The 19,613-nt window shown below is 44.4% G+C and carries 16 protein-coding genes and 2 riboswitches; of the genes, 8 read left to right on the forward strand and 8 right to left on the reverse strand.

The annotated features are described in order from the left end of the window. The first annotated feature begins 58 nt into the window (after nucleotides 1–58). The 3 genes from rtcA to Q6344_08955 all read left to right on the forward strand — a co-directional run bounded on the left by rtcA (nucleotide 59) and on the right by Q6344_08955 (nucleotide 4,060). Entirely contained in the window at nucleotides 59–1,162 is a 1,104-nt protein-coding gene (gene rtcA / locus Q6344_08945; protein ID WLG12733.1) for an RNA 3'-terminal phosphate cyclase, read from the forward strand. Nucleotides 1,163–1,369: 207 nt separating this feature from the next. Next, nucleotides 1,370–3,172, forward strand: a complete 1,803-nt coding sequence (locus Q6344_08950; GenBank protein ID WLG12734.1) for an FMN-binding glutamate synthase family protein — start codon at nucleotides 1,370–1,372, stop codon at nucleotides 3,170–3,172. Between the two features lie 72 nt (nucleotides 3,173–3,244). Continuing rightward, the gene (locus Q6344_08955) at nucleotides 3,245–4,060 is read left to right on the forward strand and encodes a phosphodiester glycosidase family protein (GenBank protein ID WLG12735.1); all 816 of its coding nucleotides are present in this window, start codon (nucleotides 3,245–3,247) and stop codon (nucleotides 4,058–4,060) included. A gap of 150 nt (nucleotides 4,061–4,210) precedes the next feature. Here Q6344_08955 and Q6344_08960 read toward each other — a convergent pair whose 3' ends face one another. From Q6344_08960 to Q6344_08980, 5 genes are all read right to left on the reverse strand, one after another. Beyond that, a complete protein-coding gene (locus tag Q6344_08960; protein WLG12736.1) occupies nucleotides 4,211–5,407 on the reverse strand; it encodes a globin domain-containing protein in 1,197 nt (398 codons plus the stop codon). A 445-nt stretch (nucleotides 5,408–5,852) separates the two neighbouring features. Further along, the gene (locus tag Q6344_08965) at nucleotides 5,853–7,076 is read right to left on the reverse strand and encodes a VWA domain-containing protein (protein ID WLG12737.1); all 1,224 of its coding nucleotides are present in this window, start codon (nucleotides 7,074–7,076) and stop codon (nucleotides 5,853–5,855) included. Nucleotides 7,077–7,157: 81 nt separating this feature from the next. Beyond that, nucleotides 7,158–8,021, reverse strand: a complete 864-nt coding sequence (locus Q6344_08970; protein WLG12738.1) for a MoxR family ATPase — start codon at nucleotides 8,019–8,021, stop codon at nucleotides 7,158–7,160. Nucleotides 8,022–8,441: 420 nt separating this feature from the next. Beyond that, nucleotides 8,442–9,047 carry a hypothetical protein gene (locus Q6344_08975; GenBank protein ID WLG12739.1) on the reverse strand — a complete coding sequence of 202 codons (606 nt, stop codon included), beginning with the start codon at nucleotides 9,045–9,047 and terminating at the stop codon, nucleotides 8,442–8,444. Nucleotides 9,048–9,354: 307 nt separating this feature from the next. After that, nucleotides 9,355–9,675: a YcgL domain-containing protein gene (locus tag Q6344_08980; protein WLG12740.1), complete on the reverse strand. Its 321-nt coding sequence runs from the start codon at nucleotides 9,673–9,675 to the stop codon at nucleotides 9,355–9,357. A gap of 235 nt (nucleotides 9,676–9,910) precedes the next feature. Further along, nucleotides 9,911–10,048: riboswitch (glycine riboswitch) on the forward strand. Nucleotides 10,049–10,102: 54 nt separating this feature from the next. After that, a riboswitch (glycine riboswitch) is annotated at nucleotides 10,103–10,262 on the forward strand. Between the two features lie 188 nt (nucleotides 10,263–10,450). Between Q6344_08980 and gcvT the strand changes: the two genes are divergently transcribed. The 5 genes from gcvT to Q6344_09005 all read left to right on the forward strand — a co-directional run bounded on the left by gcvT (nucleotide 10,451) and on the right by Q6344_09005 (nucleotide 16,937). Next, nucleotides 10,451–11,638, forward strand: a complete 1,188-nt coding sequence (gcvT, locus tag Q6344_08985; protein WLG12741.1) for a glycine cleavage system aminomethyltransferase GcvT — start codon at nucleotides 10,451–10,453, stop codon at nucleotides 11,636–11,638. A 69-nt stretch (nucleotides 11,639–11,707) separates the two neighbouring features. Beyond that, on the forward strand, nucleotides 11,708–12,088 hold the full coding sequence (gene gcvH, locus Q6344_08990) for a glycine cleavage system protein GcvH (GenBank protein WLG12742.1): 381 nt from the start codon (nucleotides 11,708–11,710) through the stop codon (nucleotides 12,086–12,088). Between the two features lie 259 nt (nucleotides 12,089–12,347). Next, entirely contained in the window at nucleotides 12,348–13,130 is a 783-nt protein-coding gene (locus Q6344_08995; GenBank protein ID WLG12743.1) for a nitroreductase family protein, read from the forward strand. A 75-nt stretch (nucleotides 13,131–13,205) separates the two neighbouring features. Continuing rightward, nucleotides 13,206–16,103 carry an aminomethyl-transferring glycine dehydrogenase gene (gcvP, locus tag Q6344_09000; GenBank protein WLG12744.1) on the forward strand — a complete coding sequence of 966 codons (2,898 nt, stop codon included), beginning with the start codon at nucleotides 13,206–13,208 and terminating at the stop codon, nucleotides 16,101–16,103. 144 nt (nucleotides 16,104–16,247) lie between these two features. Then, on the forward strand, nucleotides 16,248–16,937 hold the full coding sequence (locus tag Q6344_09005; GenBank protein ID WLG12745.1) for an alpha/beta fold hydrolase: 690 nt from the start codon (nucleotides 16,248–16,250) through the stop codon (nucleotides 16,935–16,937). A 39-nt stretch (nucleotides 16,938–16,976) separates the two neighbouring features. Here Q6344_09005 and Q6344_09010 read toward each other — a convergent pair whose 3' ends face one another. The 3 genes from Q6344_09010 to Q6344_09020 form a co-directional block, all read right to left on the reverse strand. Then, the gene (locus tag Q6344_09010; protein ID WLG12746.1) at nucleotides 16,977–18,311 is read right to left on the reverse strand and encodes an HRDC domain-containing protein; all 1,335 of its coding nucleotides are present in this window, start codon (nucleotides 18,309–18,311) and stop codon (nucleotides 16,977–16,979) included. A 158-nt stretch (nucleotides 18,312–18,469) separates the two neighbouring features. Then, a complete protein-coding gene (recR, locus tag Q6344_09015) occupies nucleotides 18,470–19,063 on the reverse strand; it encodes a recombination mediator RecR (GenBank protein WLG12747.1) in 594 nt (197 codons plus the stop codon). A gap of 119 nt (nucleotides 19,064–19,182) precedes the next feature. Then, the gene (locus Q6344_09020; protein WLG12748.1) at nucleotides 19,183–19,512 is read right to left on the reverse strand and encodes a YbaB/EbfC family nucleoid-associated protein; all 330 of its coding nucleotides are present in this window, start codon (nucleotides 19,510–19,512) and stop codon (nucleotides 19,183–19,185) included. Nucleotides 19,513–19,613: the final 101 nt, after the last annotated feature.

Consider the following 19,613-nt stretch of genomic DNA (forward strand, 5'->3'; position numbering starts at 1 on the left):
AACCAAAATGAAACTCGCAGAAGCCCTATTCATTTGCCAATAAAGATAATAAATAATCATGACTACAACAAAACCCAAAACCCTAAAAATCGACGGCAGCACTGGCGAAGGTGGCGGACAAATCATTCGTACCGCTCTATCATTATCGATGTTGACAGGTATACCCATTGAAATGTTTAATATCCGCGCTGGGCGAGCCAAATCGGGATTGATGCGTCAGCACTTGATGTGTGTACAAGCCTCGCAGCAAATATCAAATGCCACCGTGACAGGTGCAGTTTTGGGCAGCGCATCGTTCCGCTTTACTCCTAATACTATACAATCTGGCAATTATACGTTTGATATTGGCTCAGCAGGCAGCACCAGTCTTGTGCTGCAAACACTATTGCCAACGTTATTGTTTGCCAATACCAACACGCAAACGGTATCAACCGTAACAATAAAAGGCGGCACGCACAATCCACTCGCGCCAACCACGGACTTTTTGCAGCAAGCGTTCGTCCCTACATTAGCGAAATTGGGTATGCACGTGGGTATCGAATGCGTGCAAGCAGGGTTTGCGCCTATTGGTGGCGGCATGATTAAAGCGACGATAACGCCATTTATGCGCCATGCAAGCGCTTCACAATTTAACCTGACTAAACGCGGTAAGCTTATCGGTATAGAGCTGGTCGCGAGCGTGCTCAATCTAGAGTACGACATTTGCAAACGTGAGCTTGCCAGCGCAAAAGCATCATTGGTCGAATCGGGAATTGATGAAACGCTGATAACCACTCATAGTCATAAATTGCAAGGCATTGGTGAAGGCAATAGCTGCTATGCACAAGTCACTCATGAGGTTTCTGACACCCAAAATCATAAAGAATATCACTCCGAGGTGTTTACTTTACTAGGAGAAAAACGCAGCTCAGCGGAAAAGATAGTTTGTCGTTTATCAGGCTTAGTCAAACGTTATATATTTAACACCGACTCACTGGTCGATGAATACTTAACCGATCAATTACTCTTACCCTTGACTTTAGCAGGCGGTGGCGAGTTTACCGCGCGTGTCGTTAGTAAGCACACTGAAACCCAAGCATGGCTCATTCAGCAATTTTTGCCCGTTGAGATTAAGCTTAAAGTGATCGACGAGCAGAAAACTTTGGTACAAGTTGTCTGTTAAAATCACGCCACTAGCAACATTAACAGTAGCACTCTGTTACCCAATTACTGCTATGCAGTGATATCATATGTGTATGATGTAGGCGATAAATCTGAGCGCTTTGTCAGTGTCTAACAATAATGGTCATAAGAGGGTGGTTTTTACCCTACTCTCTCTTTAAATCATTGTCACCTTTTTAATATTTATGTATTACTGTTGAGTGTAGCCATGCCCCAATCTCGTACCAATCTAAATCCTGAACCTAAAACCAACTCTCCGTATTTGGTCGGCTTATTGCTGCGTTATAGCACCTTTGGCGCTGCTATATTAATATTTTTAGCAGGTCTACTATTGCTAAATTGGTGGTTAATTATTCTCGGTGGGTTTGGGGTATGCTTGGGGATTTATGACGTCATACAATCAAAGCATGCTATTTTGAAAAACTATCCCGTTGCCGGACATATTCGTTATGTGCTTGAAGACTTTCGTCCTGAAATTCGTCAATATTTACTAGAAAATGATAAAGAGCAAGTACCGTTTTCACGCCAGCAGCGGGCGCTAATTTACCAACGTGCTAAGAACGTCAGCGACACCAATGCCTTTGGTACGTTAGATAATTTATACACCAATGGTAAAGAATGGTTTTTACAATCAGCGATTAGCCAACCTTTAGAAAACAAAGATTTTCGTATTATGGTTGGCGGTGAGCGTTGTCAGCAGCCCCATGATATGTCGGTATTTAATATATCGGCGATGAGCTTTGGCAGCTTATCGGCTAACGCGATTATGGCGCTCAATCAAGGCGCAAAAATGGGCGGCTTTACTCATGATACGGGTGAAGGGGCTATCAGCCCTTATCATCGCAAGTTCGGTGGTGATTTGATTTGGGAGCTAGGTACAGGGTATTTTGGTTGCCGTGATGATAGTGGCAATTTTGACCCGCAGTCTTTTGCCGAAAAAGCGGTTGATCCACAAGTAAAAATGATTGAAATCAAATTATCTCAAGGGGCAAAACCTGGTAAAGGTGGCGTGCTACCCGCGGAGAAAATCACCCAAGAAATCGCTGATACCCGTCAAGTACCGACAGGTCAAGATTGTGTGTCGCCCTCGTCGCATACCGCCTTTAGTACCCCGCGAGAATTGGTGGCTTTTTGGCAACAACTGCGCGAGTTATCAGGCGGCAAACCTGTGGGCTTCAAACTTTGTGTTGGTCAGCCTTGGCAGTTTATGGCCATTGTGAAAGCCATGATCGAAACCGATAACTACCCTGATTTCATCGTCATCGATGGCGCAGAAGGTGGTACTGGCGCGGCGCCTGTCGAATTCATGGACAATGTCGGCATGCCGATGGTTGAAGGGTTTTTATTAATACACAATACTTTAGTCGGCGCAGGCATTCGCGATAAAATCAAACTTGGTGTGAGCGGTAAAATCGTCTCTGGTTTCGATATTGCTCGTATGATTGCCTTGGGCGCAGACTGGTGTAATTCAGCGCGCGGCTTTATGTTTGCTGTTGGCTGTATTCAGTCACGTTCGTGCCATACCAACACTTGCCCGACTGGCGTTGCCACCCAAGACCCGTATCGTCAAAAAGCGCTGGATGTACCAAGCAAAGCTGAGCGCGTCGCAAGCTTCCATAAAAACACCCTAAAATCCCTAGCCAGTATCGTTGGCGCGGTCGGCTTACAACACCCAAGCCAATTACAACCGTATCATATCGCGCGCCGCCTCGATGATGGGCAGATAAAACTATTATCGAAGTTCTTTTATTTTACGGATAAGGGAGCGCTACTCAATAATAGCGCCCGCGCAGATGTATTTAATCAGATGTGGGTAATGGCGAACCCAGATAGCTTTTTAGCCAATGATGACGCCCTCATTGCTTATAATAAAGACTCACGGGATAAAGGTAGAGAAACCACCACATCGGTGGAACAGAGCCTTGGCAACTTTGCGAGTATCACTGGCGGTGGGCAGTTAATCGGTAACGTCAACAATACTTTTCGCGAATTTCCGCCTAGCAGTGATTAAGAAATAGCGATTAAAAATCCGTGAGCCCTGACTATTTATATCTCACTCCATACTATAAAAGATATATCATTGATGCCAAATTTCGCTCTTCCCTTACCTTTAGGAGCAGTCGCCCTACTCTTGCTAAGTGTCAGTGCTTGCCAACCGATAAGCACTGATGCTGCTGACAGCGAGATACAAAAATGGTCGTGTCAGACTCAAGATGCACCATTTTCTTATAGTGTTTGTAGCATTGATGCTGAAGCTTTGACGGATGGCCGCTATTCATTGAAATTGTTTTGGCAGCAGCCTGATAGTACGAAATCGTTACTCACCTTTGAGACGTTATTAGCCACATTGCCCTCAAATCAAGCGCTGAGCTTTGCTATGAATGCAGGTATGTACAATGAGAACTATGCACCGATTGGTTATACCATCATTGATGGTGAAGAGATCAAATCGCTAAATCTCAAAGAAGGCGGTGGCAATTTTCACTTATTACCCAACGGCGTGATGTGGTGGGATAAATTGGGCAACGTGCAAATTACGGAAAGCAACGCCTTAAACGAGCAGCTTAACAGCGGCGAAGCGAAGCCTTGGTATGCCACCCAATCAGGTCCTATGTTGGTTATCAATAACGAGATACATCCACAGTTTAATCCTGATAGCACCTCATTCAAGATTCGTAATGGCGCAGGTGTTTGCGATGACGGCCACATAAAATTTGTCAATAGCGATGAGCCGGTGACATTTTATCAATTTGCATCGTTATTTAAGAATGACTTAAACTGTCCGAATGCTCTGTTTTTAGATGGCGGGATTGCGTCAGCATTATATGCGCCCAGCATTGATAAGCATGATAAAAAAGAGATGGGTGTGATGGTTGGATTGGTTGAAAATAAAGATTAGGCGATGTATTTGTTTTTAAAGATGTATCCATTTTTAAAATAGTGATAAAAATAAGATAAATTGCACTGAATAAAAAGCACTTGAGACGACTTTGTCATCCAAGTGCTTTTTTTATTAATAGCAACAGTTAATGGCTAACAATAGCTAAAATTAGCCGCCCAAACTCATCTTGGGACCAAACGGTTCATAATGAACGCTATCGACGCCATGATCTAGCGTCACTAGCCCATCGATCATGCTTTCCATAAATGGCATCGAGCCACAGACATAAATATCAGCAGGCTTAGGTAATTGAGCAAGCCACGCCTCATCTAATAGTTGTCCAGACTCAAAATAGAAGACATGCTTTTCTACAGTCTCAGCCTTTTCTAACAGCGTCTCCACTTCAGTATTGAAAGCGTGATGCACATCATTTTGGCAAGCATAAACCCAGATAATAGGTCGTTTTGGATTGGCTAATACTTGTGCCTCCAACATAGATAGCACAGGGGTTACACCAACACCAGCACTCATCAATACTAGCGGAATCTCATTTTGCTGTACCAAGTCTTGATTGAGCGCAAAGTCACCTGCTGGTGCCGATAATAAAACCGTGTCACCCACTTCTAATTGGTCGTGCATATAGTTAGAGACCAAACCATGATGCTCATTGCGGTTATCGCGTCTGACCGCAAACTGAATGCCTGCATCGGTACTAGCAGAGTACAAAGAGTAATGACGTAGCGCAACATGGTCACTGTCTTTTGGATCTGTTTTCACTGTGATGTACTGACCTGCGGTTAAAGTCAATTTGCTCAGGTCGATCTCTTGATGACTTTCTGCATTATCCTTGGCTGGTACAACTGTAAAGGCCGCAATATCGGTAGCAGCTGCTACCTTTTTAGTCACTACAAAAGGCGCAAAACCCTGCCACATCGCCTCCTCATACATGCCATGTTCAATCTGGATAAATACTGAGGCAATCTCATCATAAGCTTCAGTCCAAGCATCGATGATATCGTCATTGGCAGCCTCCCCCAGCACTTCCTTGATTGCACCGATTAAATGCTTACCAACGATAGGATAATGCTCAGGCAAAATCTGTAGAGCACGATGCTTATGGCTGATTTGCGTGACCTGTGGCAATAACGTCGCCAATTTATCCAAGTGCTTAGCAGCGGCTAACACGGTCGTCGCTAGAGCCGTCTGTTGACGACCCAATTTTTGATTGGTTTCGTTAAAGATGTCCAACAGCTCAGGATGCTCTTCAAACATATTTTTATAAAACACCGTGGTGATTGCCGTTCCATGCTCTTCAAGGACGGGAACAGTTGCGGTGACGATTTCTAAAGTCTTTGGTGAAGCCATACTGTCTCTCTTATTAGTACCAATTCCAAAACATATGAGGAGCGCTGTCAAACTCGTTTAGTCTACTGAATGTAGTACTTGCACGCGCTTTTTTGCTACTAAAATGATTGGAAATGGCATAAGTTCATTACATTGATTGGTTGGTTGGTTGATTTACATATGAAAAATGAAGTGCTTAAATAAGTAACGACGACTGATTTTTACAAACAATTATCAAATTCTTGTCATCAAATTTTTTGCCGAACCAGTCAAAACGCCTCTAGAAGATTCATTTAAAATGAATGTTATCATATTTTGCTGCTTATACCAATGCCGTGTGACTGCAAAACTGATTATTTTCGACAAAAAAGCAGCCGCTATGCTGTCATAACGGCTGCTTTTATCAGAAAATATAGGGATTAACAGGTTTTATAAATTAGGGCGTATCTTTATCCAAACGTCAAAATTAACGCGCTAGATAGTTGGTCATCTCTTCTATCCCATGTAAAGTCATCGGATACATTTTATTGTCGAATAGTTTCTTAATTTCAACGATGGTTTGGGTATATTGCCAGTACGCTGGATCTTCAGGGTTGAGCCAAGCGACTTTATCGAAATGCGCGAGCACCCGCTTGAGCCAAACAATACCCGCCTCATTGTTCATATATTCAACGCTGCCACCAACTGTCATCAGCTCATATGGCGACATTGAGGCATCACCGACGAAGATAACGCGATACTCGCGACCGTATTTGTTGAGCAGTTCATACGTTGGCATGGGGGCACTATGGCGACGATCATTGTCCTTCCAAACATAGTCATAAAGACAGTTATGAAAGTAAAAAAACTCTAAGGTTTTAAATTCATTTCTAGCCGCTGAAAATAGCTTTTCTAAGGCTTCAACATGAACATCCATACTGCCGCCCACATCGAACAGCATCAGTACTTTGACGCGATTGCGGCGCTCAGCTTGCATATGGATATCGAGCACGCCTTTTTTGGCGGTGCGCTTAATGGTTTCGTGAATATCTAGCTCATCGGCGCTGCCGGTACGGGCAAACTGGCGCAAGTTTCGTAGTGCCATTTGGATTTGACGGGTACCAAGCTGATTGTCATCATCGAGATTGCGATATTTACGCTGCTCCCAGACTTTAGCAGCGCTACGTTTACGCGACTCACCGCCAACGCGCACGCCTTCTGGATGGTCACCATAGGCACCAAATGGTGATGTGCCGCCAGTGCCGACCCATTTACTACCGCCTTGATGACGCTCTTTTTGTTCTTTCAGACGCTCTTCTAGCGCTTTCATTAGCTCCTCTAATGAACCGTATTTCTTTAGCAAGCGCCGCTGCTCTTCGGTCAGATTTTTTGGATCAAGCTTTAACTCCAGCCACTCTTTAGGAATGTCCGTCAACTTTGCGAGCAGCTCATCCATATCAAGGCTGTCGACACCCTCAAAATAATCTGCCATGGCACGGTCAAATTTATCAAAGTGACGCTCGTCTTTGACCATACAAAGCCGAATCAGTCGATACATATCCTCGCGACTGCCAAAGGTAGACAGCTCGGGGTTTTCAGGATGCGGCTGCATCATCAGCCCTTGATCTAACGCAGCATTTAGGTCAAGCAGCTCACGCGTACTGACTGGCACGCCGTAAGTACGCAAGGTATAGAACAATTTGATAAACATAAAAGTCGCATCACTTATTGGCTGATCTAGTTATGAGTTGGACTGCTTCATTAGCGTCAATGATGACAAACGAGCTGTTGCTTAACGACGCATCATATTGGCAAAACGCTGCAATAAACTCACATCGGCTTCGTTTTTCAGTAGCGCACCATATAACGGCGGAATAGACTTCTCACCGCGCAAGTTTTCTTCTAACTCTGCTTGAGCCATATCATCAGCCAATAACAGCGTCAGCCAATCGACCAATTCTGAGGTTGATGGTGGCTTTTTAAGCCCTTGGACATTACGCAGTTTATAAAAAATATCCAGCGCATCATTGACCAATTTTTCTTGGATATTAGGGAAATGAACGTCGATGATTTGACGCATGGTTTCTTCTTCTGGGAAGTCAATATAATGGAAGAAGCAACGACGCAAGAAAGCATCGGGCAACTCTTTTTCATTGTTTGAAGTGATAATGACCACAGGACGCTGCGCAGCAGTGATGGTTTCTCCCGTCTCATAGACATAAAAAGACATTTTATCAAGCTCATGCAGCAAGTCATTTGGGAACTCGATATCGGCTTTATCAATTTCATCAATCAACAACACACTACGCTCGTTACTGGTAAATGCCTCCCATAGCTTGCCGGGTTTGATATAATTGCCAATCTCATAAACCTTATCATCACCCAGTTGCGAGTCACGCAAGCGCGATACGGCATCGTACTCATACAACCCTTGCTCCGCTTTGGTGGTTGACTTAATGTGCCATGTAATCAGCGGCATCCCTAAGCTTTCAGCGACCTCCTCCGCCAATAATGTCTTACCGGTGCCCGGCTCGCCTTTAATCAATAGTGGTTTTTGTAACGTCATCGCGGCGTTGACCGCCAACTGCAAATCGTCAGTGGCAATATAATTTTGCGTACCAGTAAAGCTTTTTTTCGTTTTATCAGTCGTGCTCATAATCAAGTCTCAGTTATTGTTATAGATTAGGGCTATCAAGAGCCAGGAAAGAATTAAAGGCAATTGATGGCAAATAAATAATCATTTAGATTAGCACAGCATGATTGATTGCCAAAATACTCATGCGTTCGCAGTTGTTGAAAAACAATAGATGCCTTGAACGCCTTTTGACGGTTGGTCGGCACAGTCATAAAACATTTTTTCATAAAAAAAGACACGCATGGTGTCTTTTTTATGGTGCTTTTCATTCACAATATTTTTATTGATAGCGTCTTTTATGTAGCCACTATGAACCTAAAGCACAGATCCAACCATCGCTAGCAAAACTTTAATATCACTTTACTGACGTCATTTTTCTGATGACACTTTGTTAATATTAATTTACTACTTATCAAGCTTTTCCATATTAGGCTTTTTAGCTCAACTACTGTCTTTTTTTAAGCTAACGTCTGCTTTAGGATTAGCCGCTAAAGGCGTTTTATTCGACGGTTCAGCCACAGTGGCTTGGTCGGTTAAAGTCGTGCCTTCTGTCAAATAATTGCCAGTCGTCAGCTGCATGGTCGCTTGTGTATCTTCTGCGGTACGACTACGCGCTTTGTCTAGACTTGACTCAAAAGCACCGCGAATAAGCTGCCAGACGAAGCCCACAAACAAGCCAACCACTAACACGACGAGTATCGGCAGCATATTGGTAATCGCGCCAGCCGTGTCCTTCATCATAATCGCATAAACCACGGCGATACTAGCAGGGGCAATCACACTTGGATCGCCAAGGGCAGTACCTGGTGCCAATAACACAGCAAACAATATCATCCAACTCATACCGCCCAACGGCCGCGGCAGCATACGAGCGACCAGCAACCACAATACCAACACAATAACGACACCACCCAAATACGCGTACATCGGTAAGTCTGCGGGTGGCACGTCTTTTACCAGCTGTCCCCACCAAATAGCAATTTCGCCGAGAATATCACTAATGGCTTCCAGCGGTAAGCTGTTTATAATACCTTTTAACCAGTCCATGCGTGTGTAGTTACCTGCGTTTATAAATTGTGCAGCGCGTTTACGCGCTTAACGATAGACAGTGTGCTATTTCAACGAACCATAATATCGAATACATTATCGTCAAAAGCAATTAAGACATAAGCACTTGAAAAACGACCTTTTGCCTCGCCACGTATTTTTTGTCTTGTCACTCATATAGCCTGCTAGTTTATCACGACTTTCTACCAAAATGCATGAGCGCAAATGTGTCGTAAACTTTTTCTTGCTGGCTGTCATGCAACATAGTCAAAAGAGGCTGATTAAAAACTCGCTTCAAAAATACCCATTAATCATAAATATTGTCTTGTGCTTCACGCGCACGTAATTCCGCTTGGCGGCGCATCACATCTTGCGGTGGCATTTGTACAAAATACCCTTGCGACTGTAATTTTGCCAGTACCTCTGCTTTATCAACGCGCGCAAGCGTCGGCGTAGTGGCTAAGTCCAAGTGCATCACAAATTTACTGCGCCCTAAACTGGCACGAAAATCTTTTGGTAATACGCCAAGCCAATCTTTAATCTCGTCGGTATCGTCAGGATAATCAGGACGGGCAATATAGACATACATATCGTTATGTTTGGGGAATTTATAAATATCACAATGCATAATAATGACCTACCAGAAACTATCGCCATAGATTAGCATATTTTGGGTGAATATCAGTAGTCGCTTTACGTTTTACGATGGGCATTCGTGCTAAATTGACTACTACCTACCAAACGTAAAACGCTTTACTTATCGATACGGTATTGATTATTCTCACAAAAAATCATTTTTGCCAAAATTATTCACTTTAATCGCCTAGATGACTTGTAAAAGCGCGGTGAACCTTTCATAATAAAAGCGTTTTTCAGGAGAGAGTCTTGAGCACAATATCAGGTGCGTTCATATTAATGAGCTGGCGCTGATAGTTGCTACTTGACCACCGAAGGCGCATCCACCCTGCCAATCGCTCAGGTAAAAGGACTGAAAAACACATGTCACGACTGTTTCACTGTCTACCGTCAATTGCGTAGCACACCCAAACATAAGGCATAACAAATCTGGAGAGCGGTAAGGACGGACGACGCCTTACCCACCGAAGGGGAGAAAATGCGACATCATTTAATTTGGTTTTTTAAGGCTGATGCTTTTAAAAACGTGCAATGATGGTTCGTGTTGAAAATCTCAGGTTACAGGACAGATAGGGCTTTTGCTTAAACCGACGTTCAGCGTTTGTTTGGCGGATTGCGCTATTTTTCTGTGCTACCCTTGGTTGCAATGTTTGCACCTTGCAATATTGCTTCTCGCTACTATGATAAGGCACATCAGCCCTCATACTTTGATACTTGTTTTTACGACTGGTTATCGAATGCAGCTGATGTCCACATAAGGATTTGTTATGACCACTACTCAAGATAATACTGCTCAAAGCGCCAACAATTCAACCCCTAAACGCACACCTCTTTATCAGTCTCACGTTGATAGTGACGGCAAGCTGGTGGATTTTTCTGGTTGGGAATTACCAATCCATTATGGTTCGCAAATCGAAGAGCACGAAGCGGTGCGTACTGATGCTGGTATGTTTGATGTCTCACATATGGTCGTCGCTGATGTCACAGGTAGCGATACCAAAGCATGGCTACAAAAGCTACTGGCCAATGATGTCGATAAACTCAAAACCGTCGGTAAAGCGCTATATTCTGGCATGCTCAACGAGCAAGGTGGCGTCATCGATGACTTAATCGTTTACCTAATGAACGAAGACGCTACTGAATATCGTATCGTCTCAAACGCTGCTACTCGTGATAAAGACATGGCGCAATTTGATAAAGTCGCCGAAGGTTTTGACATCAGCATCACTGAGCGTCCAGAGCTTGCGATGATTGCCGTGCAAGGACCAAACGCTGTTGAAAAACTCGCGCAAACCAAACCTAGCTGGGCAGATACTTTAGCTGGTCTTAAGCCTTTCGTTGGTGCTGATTTAACGGACATCGAAGGCAAAGATTGGTTCGTCGCTCGTACTGGCTATACCGGTGAAGATGGCGTCGAAGTCATTATGCATGGTGATGATGCACCAGCGTTTTTTGAACAATTAAAAGCCAATGGCATCAAACCTGCCGGTCTTGGCGCGCGTGATACCTTGCGCATGGAAGCTGGCATGAACCTCTATGGTCATGACATGGACGACAACGTCAGTCCTTACGAATGCAACATGGGCTGGACACTCGCGCTTAAAGACGAGCGTGATTTTGTCGGTCGTGATGCTTTAGTTAGTAAACGCCAACAGTCAAAAGACGATAGCTCTGCCATGAAGCAAGTTGGCTTATTGCTAACGACGCGCGGCGTATTGCGTGAAGGCATGACAGTCACCATCAATCAAGGCACGGACAATGAGCAAACGGGCATTATCACCAGTGGCACCTTCTCCCCTAGCCTAAAAAACTCAATTGCGATTGCCCGTGTGCCTGCCAGCGTATCAGATGATGATAGCGTTCAGGTCGATCTGCGCGGCAAAGGCAAGTTCGTTGATGTGCGTGTTCTTAAGCTACCGTTTGTCCGTAATGGCAAACAGCAGTTTGACTCGTAGGCATTATAAACCCTATTATTAACGTCCACTATTTTTGTTAACCATCCTCTATCACTTAGGAGAGAGACCATGAGCAATATCCCAGCAGAACTAAAATACATCGCCAGCCACGAGTGGTTACGCTTAGAAGACGACGGTACTATCACTGTTGGTATCACTGACCATGCTCAAGACCTATTGGGTGACGTGGTGTTTGTTGAATTACCAGACGTGGGCGACATCATCGCTGTTGATGACGAAATCTCTGTTGTTGAATCAGTAAAAGCTGCTTCTGACGTTTATGCGCCTATCTCAGGTGAAGTCGTTGCGATCAACGAAGCCCTAGAAGACGATCCAGAAATCATCAACTCTGACCCATATGGCGAAGGTTGGTTCTTTAGAATGAAGCCTGACAACATCGCTGACTATGAAGCACTGCTAACCGCTGATGAGTACGAAAGCGAGCTGTAATATCAGCTTCACTCTCTCGCTTTAAAAGCGATGTTTTATTTAAATGCCGCTACTTATAACCTTAAAAAACATAGCTTGTTATGACAGATATTGGCGTCAGCTGATATCTGTACACTTTTTCTTAGAATGCTTATCGCTCAATTTATTGCGTCCAATCGCTATCTGATTTATTCATATCAATTACTTGTCAGGCGCTATTAAAGAGACGTACTCAATACTGCCCCAAGTTGATCACTTAATCTCCAGCATGGATTCTCATATGACCCCTGACACTGATAATCAAGCAAACGCTCAAGCAAGTTCTCAAGAAAAATTTGCCACGCCTGATAATACACCGCAGCTACAAGCGTTTCGCGAGGTGGTTGAATCACGTCGTTCAGTCCGCCGCTTTACCGACACAAAGATACCTGATGATGTGTTAGCAGACTGTTTGCGTTTGGCCATGCTTGCGCCAAATTCTAGCAATCTACAGCCGTGGGAATTTTATGTGATTGATGATGCGGACAAGCGCAAACGCGCGGTGAAAAACTGCATGAATCAAAATGCAGCGAAAACCGCCGCTCGTTTAATCGCAGTCGTTGCGCGCACCGATGTGTGGCATGACCATGCCAAGCAAATATTGCGCGAATACCCTGATAAGCCAGTACCAAAAAAAGTCAAAGACTATTATACCAAAGTCGTTGCCATGGACTTCTTACGAGGACCTGCCAATGTGGTATCAGCGGCTAAATGGGGTGCGACTCAAGTGGTCAGACGGGTAAAAGGTCCGATTAAATCACCTTACTATACTTTTGAAGACACCAAAAACTGGGCAACCAACAATACTGCCCTTGCGGCTGAAAACCTAATGCTTGCCCTACGCGCGCATGGCTTTGATAGCTGTCCGATGGGTGGCTTTGATGAGCCTGCCATGAAGCGCTTATTAAATTTAAGTAACGATCAACATATCATTATGATGATTGGTGCTGGTGAGCGCGCTGATAATGGCGTTTACAACAGCCAGTTCCGCTTTGACCAAAAACAATTTGTTCATTACGTATAAAATCTTAAATCGTCATTAGTTGTTATTACTATTTATTTTAGCCACCCTTTATTACTCCCTTAACCAAGGATTGTCATGACTATCTCGCAAAACCCAACGTTTGATACCTTTAAAGGTTTATTCAACGAAGCTGAATTTGTCTATCGTCATCTAGGCTCTAATGAGACCAAGCAAGCTGACCTGCTCAGTGCCGTTGGTTATCAAGACATGGCGAGCTTCATCAACGATACCGTGCCTGAGCCCGTGCGCTTGCATAAAGAGCTAGATTTGCCAGTGGCGATGAGTGAGCATGCCGCGCTTGCCAAATTGCGTACCATGGCAGATGACATCACTGTTAATAAAAGCTATATCGGTCAAGGCTACTCGCCTGTGCGTATGCCTGCGGTCATTCAGCGCAATGTACTTGAAAATCCAGGCTGGTATACCGCTTATACGCCTTATCAGGCAGAGATTGCCCAAGGTCGCTTAGAAGCCTTGCTTAACTTCCAACAAGTATGTATTGATTTGACTGGTCTTGAGCTTGCTGGCGCATCCTTGCTTGATGAAGCAACGGCTGCCGCAGAAGCCATGGCAATGTCAAAGCGTGTCAGCAAAAGCAAATCAACGCAGTTTTTTGTTGATGACCGTATCTATCCACAAACCTTAGATGTTATTAATACCCGTGCCAAGTACTTTGGTTGGGAAGTGGTGGTTGGTGATTTCGAACTGGCTAAATCAGGCGATTATTTTGGTGCGCTATTCCAATATGTCGGTGTTGAAGGCGATGTTAAAGATTTAACCGACGTCATCGCTGCTGTGAAGAAAAACAAAACCTACGTGAGTGTCGTCAGTGACATCATGAGCTTAGTATTATTAAAATCACCAGCAGATATGGGCGCAGACGTCGCTTTAGGTAGCACGCAGCGTTTTGGTATCCCAATGGGCTTTGGTGGTCCACATGCTGCTTACTTTGCCTTCTCTGACAAAGCTAAGCGCTCAGCTCCTGGTCGTATCATCGGCGTCTCTAAAGACTCACAAGGTAATACTGCCCTACGTATGGCACTACAAACTCGTGAGCAGCATATCCGCCGCGAAAAAGCCAACTCAAACATTTGTACCTCACAAGTATTGCTTGCCAACCTAGCCGGTATGTATGCCGTTTATCATGGCCCAGGTGGCGTGAAGCGTATCGCTACTCGTATCCATGCCTTTGCGACTGCCTTTGCTGATATCATCAAAAATGCCAACGACAGCAACTTAAATGTCGTACATGACCAATTCTTTGACAGCGTCGTCGTTGATTGTGGATCAGAAAAACTGGCCACTCAAATTTTCGAAAATGCTGACAATGTAGGCTATAACTTATGGCGTCTTGGTGAAACCAAATTAAGCGTCGCGTTTAGTGAAACCAGCGATCAACATGACTTTAGCGTATTAACTCAGCTGTTTGTTAGTAAAGCACATGACCTACCAGAAGACGCTCGCGTTTCTCTTGATAGTGCGCACTTGCGTACTGACGCTATCTTGACGCATCCAGTATTTAACTCGCATCATACCGAACATGAAATGCTGCGTTATTTAAAATCGCTTGAAGACAAAGATTTGGCAATGAACCGCAGCATGATTTCATTGGGTAGCTGTACCATGAAACTGAATGCCACCAGTGAAATGCTACCGATTACTTGGCCTGAATTTGCTAATGTGCATCCTTTTGCACCACGTGACCAAGTCACAGGTTATGTTGCCATGATTGATAGCTTGCAAGACCAGTTGAAAGCCATTACTGGTTTTGATGATGTGTCTATGCAGCCAAACTCTGGCGCTTCAGGTGAGTATGCTGGTCTGCTAGCGATTCGCCGTTATCACGAATCATTGGGTGAAACTGACCGTGATGTTTGTTTAATCCCTCAGTCAGCGCACGGTACCAACCCTGCGACGGCTATGATGATGGGTATGAAAGTAATCGTGGTTAAAACTGATGACAATGGTAACGTTGATATCGATGATCTAACTGCTAAGTGTGAAGAAAACAGTGCCAATCTAGGTGCATTGATGATTACTTATCCATCAACGCATGGCGTGTTTGAAGAAGGCATCCGTAAAATCTGTGACCTTATCCATAAACATGGCGGTCAAGTTTATATGGATGGTGCCAATATGAATGCACAGGTTGGCATGATGCAACCGGCTGACGTTGGCGCTGATGTATTACACATGAACTTGCATAAAACCTTCTGCATCCCGCATGGCGGCGGCGGTCCAGGCATGGGCCCTATCGGCATGAAGTCGCATTTAGCACCCTTTATGGCCAATCATACATTGAGCCCTGTGCATAATGCGCAAAAAGACTGCTCGGCCGTATCAGCAGCCCCTTATGGTTCAGCAAGTATTTTACCAATTTCATGGATGTACATTGCCATGATGGGTCGTGATGGTCTGCTAAAAGCCACTGAGCTTGCGCTATTAAATGCTAACTATGTCGCTGCTCAATTAAAAGACCACTACCCTGTCCTTTATACGGGCAAAAACGGTCGCGTTGCTCACGAATGTATCATCGATATTCGTCCGTTGAAAGAAGAGACGGGCATCAGTGAAAGCGATATTGCTAAGCGCTTGATGGATTACGGTTTCCACTCACCAACGATGAGCTTCCCAGTTGCGGGTACCTTGATGATTGAACCAACTGAGTCTGAATCTAAAGAAGAATTAGATCGTTTCATCAGTGCCCTAAAATCTATCAAAGCCGAAGCAATGAAAGCCAAAGCTGGCGAAGAGGGTTGGACGTTAGAAGACAACCCACTAGTCAACGCGCCGCATACCGCGGCGATGGTCACCAACAGCGAATGGACGCACCCATACAGCCGTGACACAGCAGCATTCCCACTGCCTTATATCCGCGCCCATAAGTTCTGGCCGAGTGTAGCACGTGTCGATGACGCTTATGGTGATAAGAACCTCATGTGTTCTTGCCCAAGCATCGAAAACTATATGTAGTTTTCAAATAAGTATGTACAGTTAATATAAAAATAAACCTCCAAATCAGCTGCTGACTTGGAGGTTTATTTTGCGGCTAATATTTAACGCTATAATAAAATGGCTATCAATCTATTCACATTATTTACTTGGTTAGAATTAACTATGCAGAAAAACAATCTTGTCATTCTCATCCATGGTCTGCACCAAACCGCTTGGATCATGCGACCACTGGCCAAACGCTTGCAAGCAGCAGGATTTGACACTCATCAATTTGGCTATCGTAGTATGCGTGACGGTATTCAAACCAATAGTGCCCGCCTAAATAACTGGCTAGAAAACCATCATCACCCTGACCAACCGATAGATTTGGTTGGTCATAGTTTGGGCGGTCTGATTATTCGTGATTTTGTCACTGCATATCCGCAGTGGCAAATCGGACGCTGCGTAACGCTTGGAACACCGCATGTAGGCAGTGTATGTGCTGACTACATTTGGCGCTTGACCCCAGCTGTGGTGGGGCGCTCCTACATCGATGCGCTAGATGGAACGGTCGCACCCTTACCGGAGCATATTACCTTAGGTGTGATTGCGGGTAATCGCCCCTACGGTTTGGGTCAGCTGTTTTTACAGTATCATAATCGAAAATTGCGTCGAGCAGATAATATGCCATCAGTAGAACATCTGCTACATGATGGCACCGTATATGTAGCAGAAACCAAAATAGAAGCAGCCACGGATCATATCGTATTACCAGTGTCGCATACTGGGATGCTGGTCGATAAAACCGTGGCCGCGCAAACCAAATACTTTTTACAACATGGACAATTCGAGCATAACAAGCTTACGTCTTGAGAAAAGCATCATCTTTTATCAATGATAGAATCTTATGGCTTATCGAACATTGATCCCCATACCCTGCTGCAACTCAGTTTTATGTTTTTTGATGACTGGAATCAGGGTATTCATGACCCAGTCATTCCGCCAACCTTTTAAGCCCTCTGGCAATTCACTTAATTCCTTATCAAAGGCAATGACTTCATATAACTGCCCTAGCCATTTTTTACGCATCAATACACTAGCAGGAACGCCGATAGTACGTGCATGCTCATCAATCGCTTGCTGCACTGCTTTTGACAGTACTTTATTTTTTGAGCGATACGGCGGTAATAGGCAATCAGGAAATTCAGCAGGGTGCAGGTTTTTTGCTTGATTTATCACTTTTAGCAGCTCTTCGCCGTATAAGCGTAACATACTGCGATGCATCGTGGTTTTGTGCGCAAGCTCTCGCATATTACTTGGTCTTTCAGTGATGATCTCACGTACTGCTTGTTTTTTAATCACAAACGTACGTGGCTGATTGGTCGAACGCGCCAGCTCCTCGCGCCACGTCGCAACCGCCTGCAGTATCGCCATCTGCTGTGAAGTATAACGATAATCTGCCATTGTTAGGTACATTGCGCTGTCTTCAACATGCTGAGCATCATACAAATCACTGGCATAAAGCTGGCAATCTGCCCATACATAATCGTACAAACCTTGCTTTTTTAGCGCATATTCAAGACTCAAATAGAGTGCTGGCAAAAAGCGTACGTCATCAATCGCATACTGCTCTTGCTCATCTGAGAGCGGACGTTGCAGCCAGTCCGACTGGCTTTGTTCTTTATCAATGTGCATGTCTAGCTGGTCGTCAAGCGCTTGCTGATAGCCCATTTGCAATTGACCCGTTAAGTAAGACAACGCAATTTGCGTATCAAATATATTGGTCAATGGCGGACAACCAGAGAGTAGATAAAAAATCCCTAAATCCTCACCACAGGCATGCCAAATCGCCACATCAACTTTGGCCAGTGCCTGCCACAATTCGGTCAGTTGCAACTGAGGGGCATCTAATAAATAAATATGATTGCCAGTATTTAGTTGCACCAATGCCAAGCGCGGATAATAAGTATCACGTTTGATAAATTCGGTATCTAACGCTACCCGACCGCAAGTTGCCAATGCATCGATAACTTCAGCCAAACCATTTTGCTCACGCACCCACGTGACAGCAGCTTCGTCGGCACTATCTAGCAGCGCCTCAATATCTGGCTCTGAAGGTATATCTGCTGACTCTATTTTAGAATTGATTGATGGTTCTAATAAATCATCAGAAGCAGCAATGGTAATGTTGTCTGCAAGGTTTGATTGGATGGCAGCAGTTGAAGCTGTTGGAGCATGGTTGGACACGGGCAGATACCTGCATAAATAGGAAAAAATAAAACGCTAAAGGGCGTCTCAATAAAAGTAGATAACAAGATACTAGTGAATCAATTATAACAATTTCATGAAATAAAATGGACAAGACTTGGTTTTTATAAAGAAGTTATAGAAAAAATGTCAGTGTGCTATAAAAATGAACGATTTTGTATCGCTTGTCCAAGGGTCATGCTATCAAGATATTCAAGCTCGCCGCCCATTGGTACACCTTGTGCCAAACGTGTGACCTTATTAACATGACGACTAACCGCTGCACTGATAAAGTGCGCGGTGGTCTGCCCTTCGACAGTCGTACCAGTCGCCAATATCAACTCTTCAACAGGCTCTTGCTTGACCCGCCAGACCAGTTGTTCAATATTCAAATCATCAGCGCTAATGCCATCAATCGGTGATAAATGACCACCTAACACAAAGTAGCGGCCACGGTAGCCTGCGGTTTGTTCGATAGCCATCACGTCTGCTGCCGTTTCGACCACACATAGCAAGGCATCATCACGGCGCGGATCTTGGCACAGCGGACAGATGTGATCATCACTGAAGCTGTGACAACGCTGGCATTCGACGATATCGCGCATCGCCTCATCAAGTGCTTGGGCGAGTGCGATGCCTTGTGGGCGTTTTTTGGTAAGCAAATGCAGTGCCATACGTTGGGCACTTTTTTGACCCACACCCGGCAAAATACGCAGCTGTTTAACCAGCTGATCAAATTTGGCTGTCAGCAAAGCATCTTCCTTTATTTAACTTAATTTATAAACCGTAGCTATGAAAATGGGGTCGTATCATGTCGATAACAACCCCATTTTATCTTTAATATGTCGTGTTTGGCTTAAAAAATAACGACTTAGAACATACCTTGCATACCAGGTGGTAGACCCATGCCTGAGGTCGCGCCAGCCATGGTTTCTTCGTATAGCGCATCTGCTTGACGAACGGCGTCATTGATAGCAGCAGCGATAAGATCTTCGATCATATCTGGCTCATCTTCTAGCAAGCTTGGATCGATGGTTAAACGCTTAACCACATGGCGACCCGTCATGGTGACTTTTACCAGACCACTGCCCGCTTCAGCTTGTACTTCTTTATTCGCAAGCTCTTTCTTAGCATTTTCAACGTTTGCTTCGACTTTCTTTTGCATCGTTTGTGCTTGTTGCATTAATGCTTGAATATTCATAGTTGCCTCTTTTGTTTTTTAATCATAAATGATTGATATTTTACTAGGGCGTGTCCTCAATTCAATTGATCATATCTAAACGGGCTAAAAATGGCTAAATT

Origin of the sequence: Psychrobacter cibarius, assembly GCA_030686115.1 — a bacterium.
GTDB classification, from domain to species: Bacteria; Pseudomonadota; Gammaproteobacteria; order Pseudomonadales; family Moraxellaceae; genus Psychrobacter; species Psychrobacter cibarius_C.

Bases quoted from the DNA above. Each gene is read 5' to 3' on its own strand.
- rtcA (WLG12733.1), top strand. From the start codon at position 59: ATGACTACAACAAAACCCAAAACCCTAAAAATCGACGGCAGCACTGGC.
- Q6344_08950 (WLG12734.1), top strand. From the start codon at position 1,370: ATGCCCCAATCTCGTACCAATCTAAATCCTGAACCTAAAACCAACTCT.
- Q6344_08955 (WLG12735.1), top strand. From the start codon at position 3,245: ATGCCAAATTTCGCTCTTCCCTTACCTTTAGGAGCAGTCGCCCTACTC.
- Q6344_08960 (WLG12736.1), bottom strand. From the start codon at position 5,407: ATGGCTTCACCAAAGACTTTAGAAATCGTCACCGCAACTGTTCCCGTC.
- Q6344_08965 (WLG12737.1), bottom strand. From the start codon at position 7,076: ATGTTTATCAAATTGTTCTATACCTTGCGTACTTACGGCGTGCCAGTC.
- Q6344_08970 (WLG12738.1), bottom strand. From the start codon at position 8,021: ATGAGCACGACTGATAAAACGAAAAAAAGCTTTACTGGTACGCAAAAT.
- Q6344_08975 (WLG12739.1), bottom strand. From the start codon at position 9,047: ATGGACTGGTTAAAAGGTATTATAAACAGCTTACCGCTGGAAGCCATT.
- Q6344_08980 (WLG12740.1), bottom strand. From the start codon at position 9,675: ATGCATTGTGATATTTATAAATTCCCCAAACATAACGATATGTATGTC.
- gcvT (WLG12741.1), top strand. From the start codon at position 10,451: ATGACCACTACTCAAGATAATACTGCTCAAAGCGCCAACAATTCAACC.
- gcvH (WLG12742.1), top strand. From the start codon at position 11,708: ATGAGCAATATCCCAGCAGAACTAAAATACATCGCCAGCCACGAGTGG.
- Q6344_08995 (WLG12743.1), top strand. From the start codon at position 12,348: ATGACCCCTGACACTGATAATCAAGCAAACGCTCAAGCAAGTTCTCAA.
- gcvP (WLG12744.1), top strand. From the start codon at position 13,206: ATGACTATCTCGCAAAACCCAACGTTTGATACCTTTAAAGGTTTATTC.
- Q6344_09005 (WLG12745.1), top strand. From the start codon at position 16,248: ATGCAGAAAAACAATCTTGTCATTCTCATCCATGGTCTGCACCAAACC.
- Q6344_09020 (WLG12748.1), bottom strand. From the start codon at position 19,512: ATGAATATTCAAGCATTAATGCAACAAGCACAAACGATGCAAAAGAAA.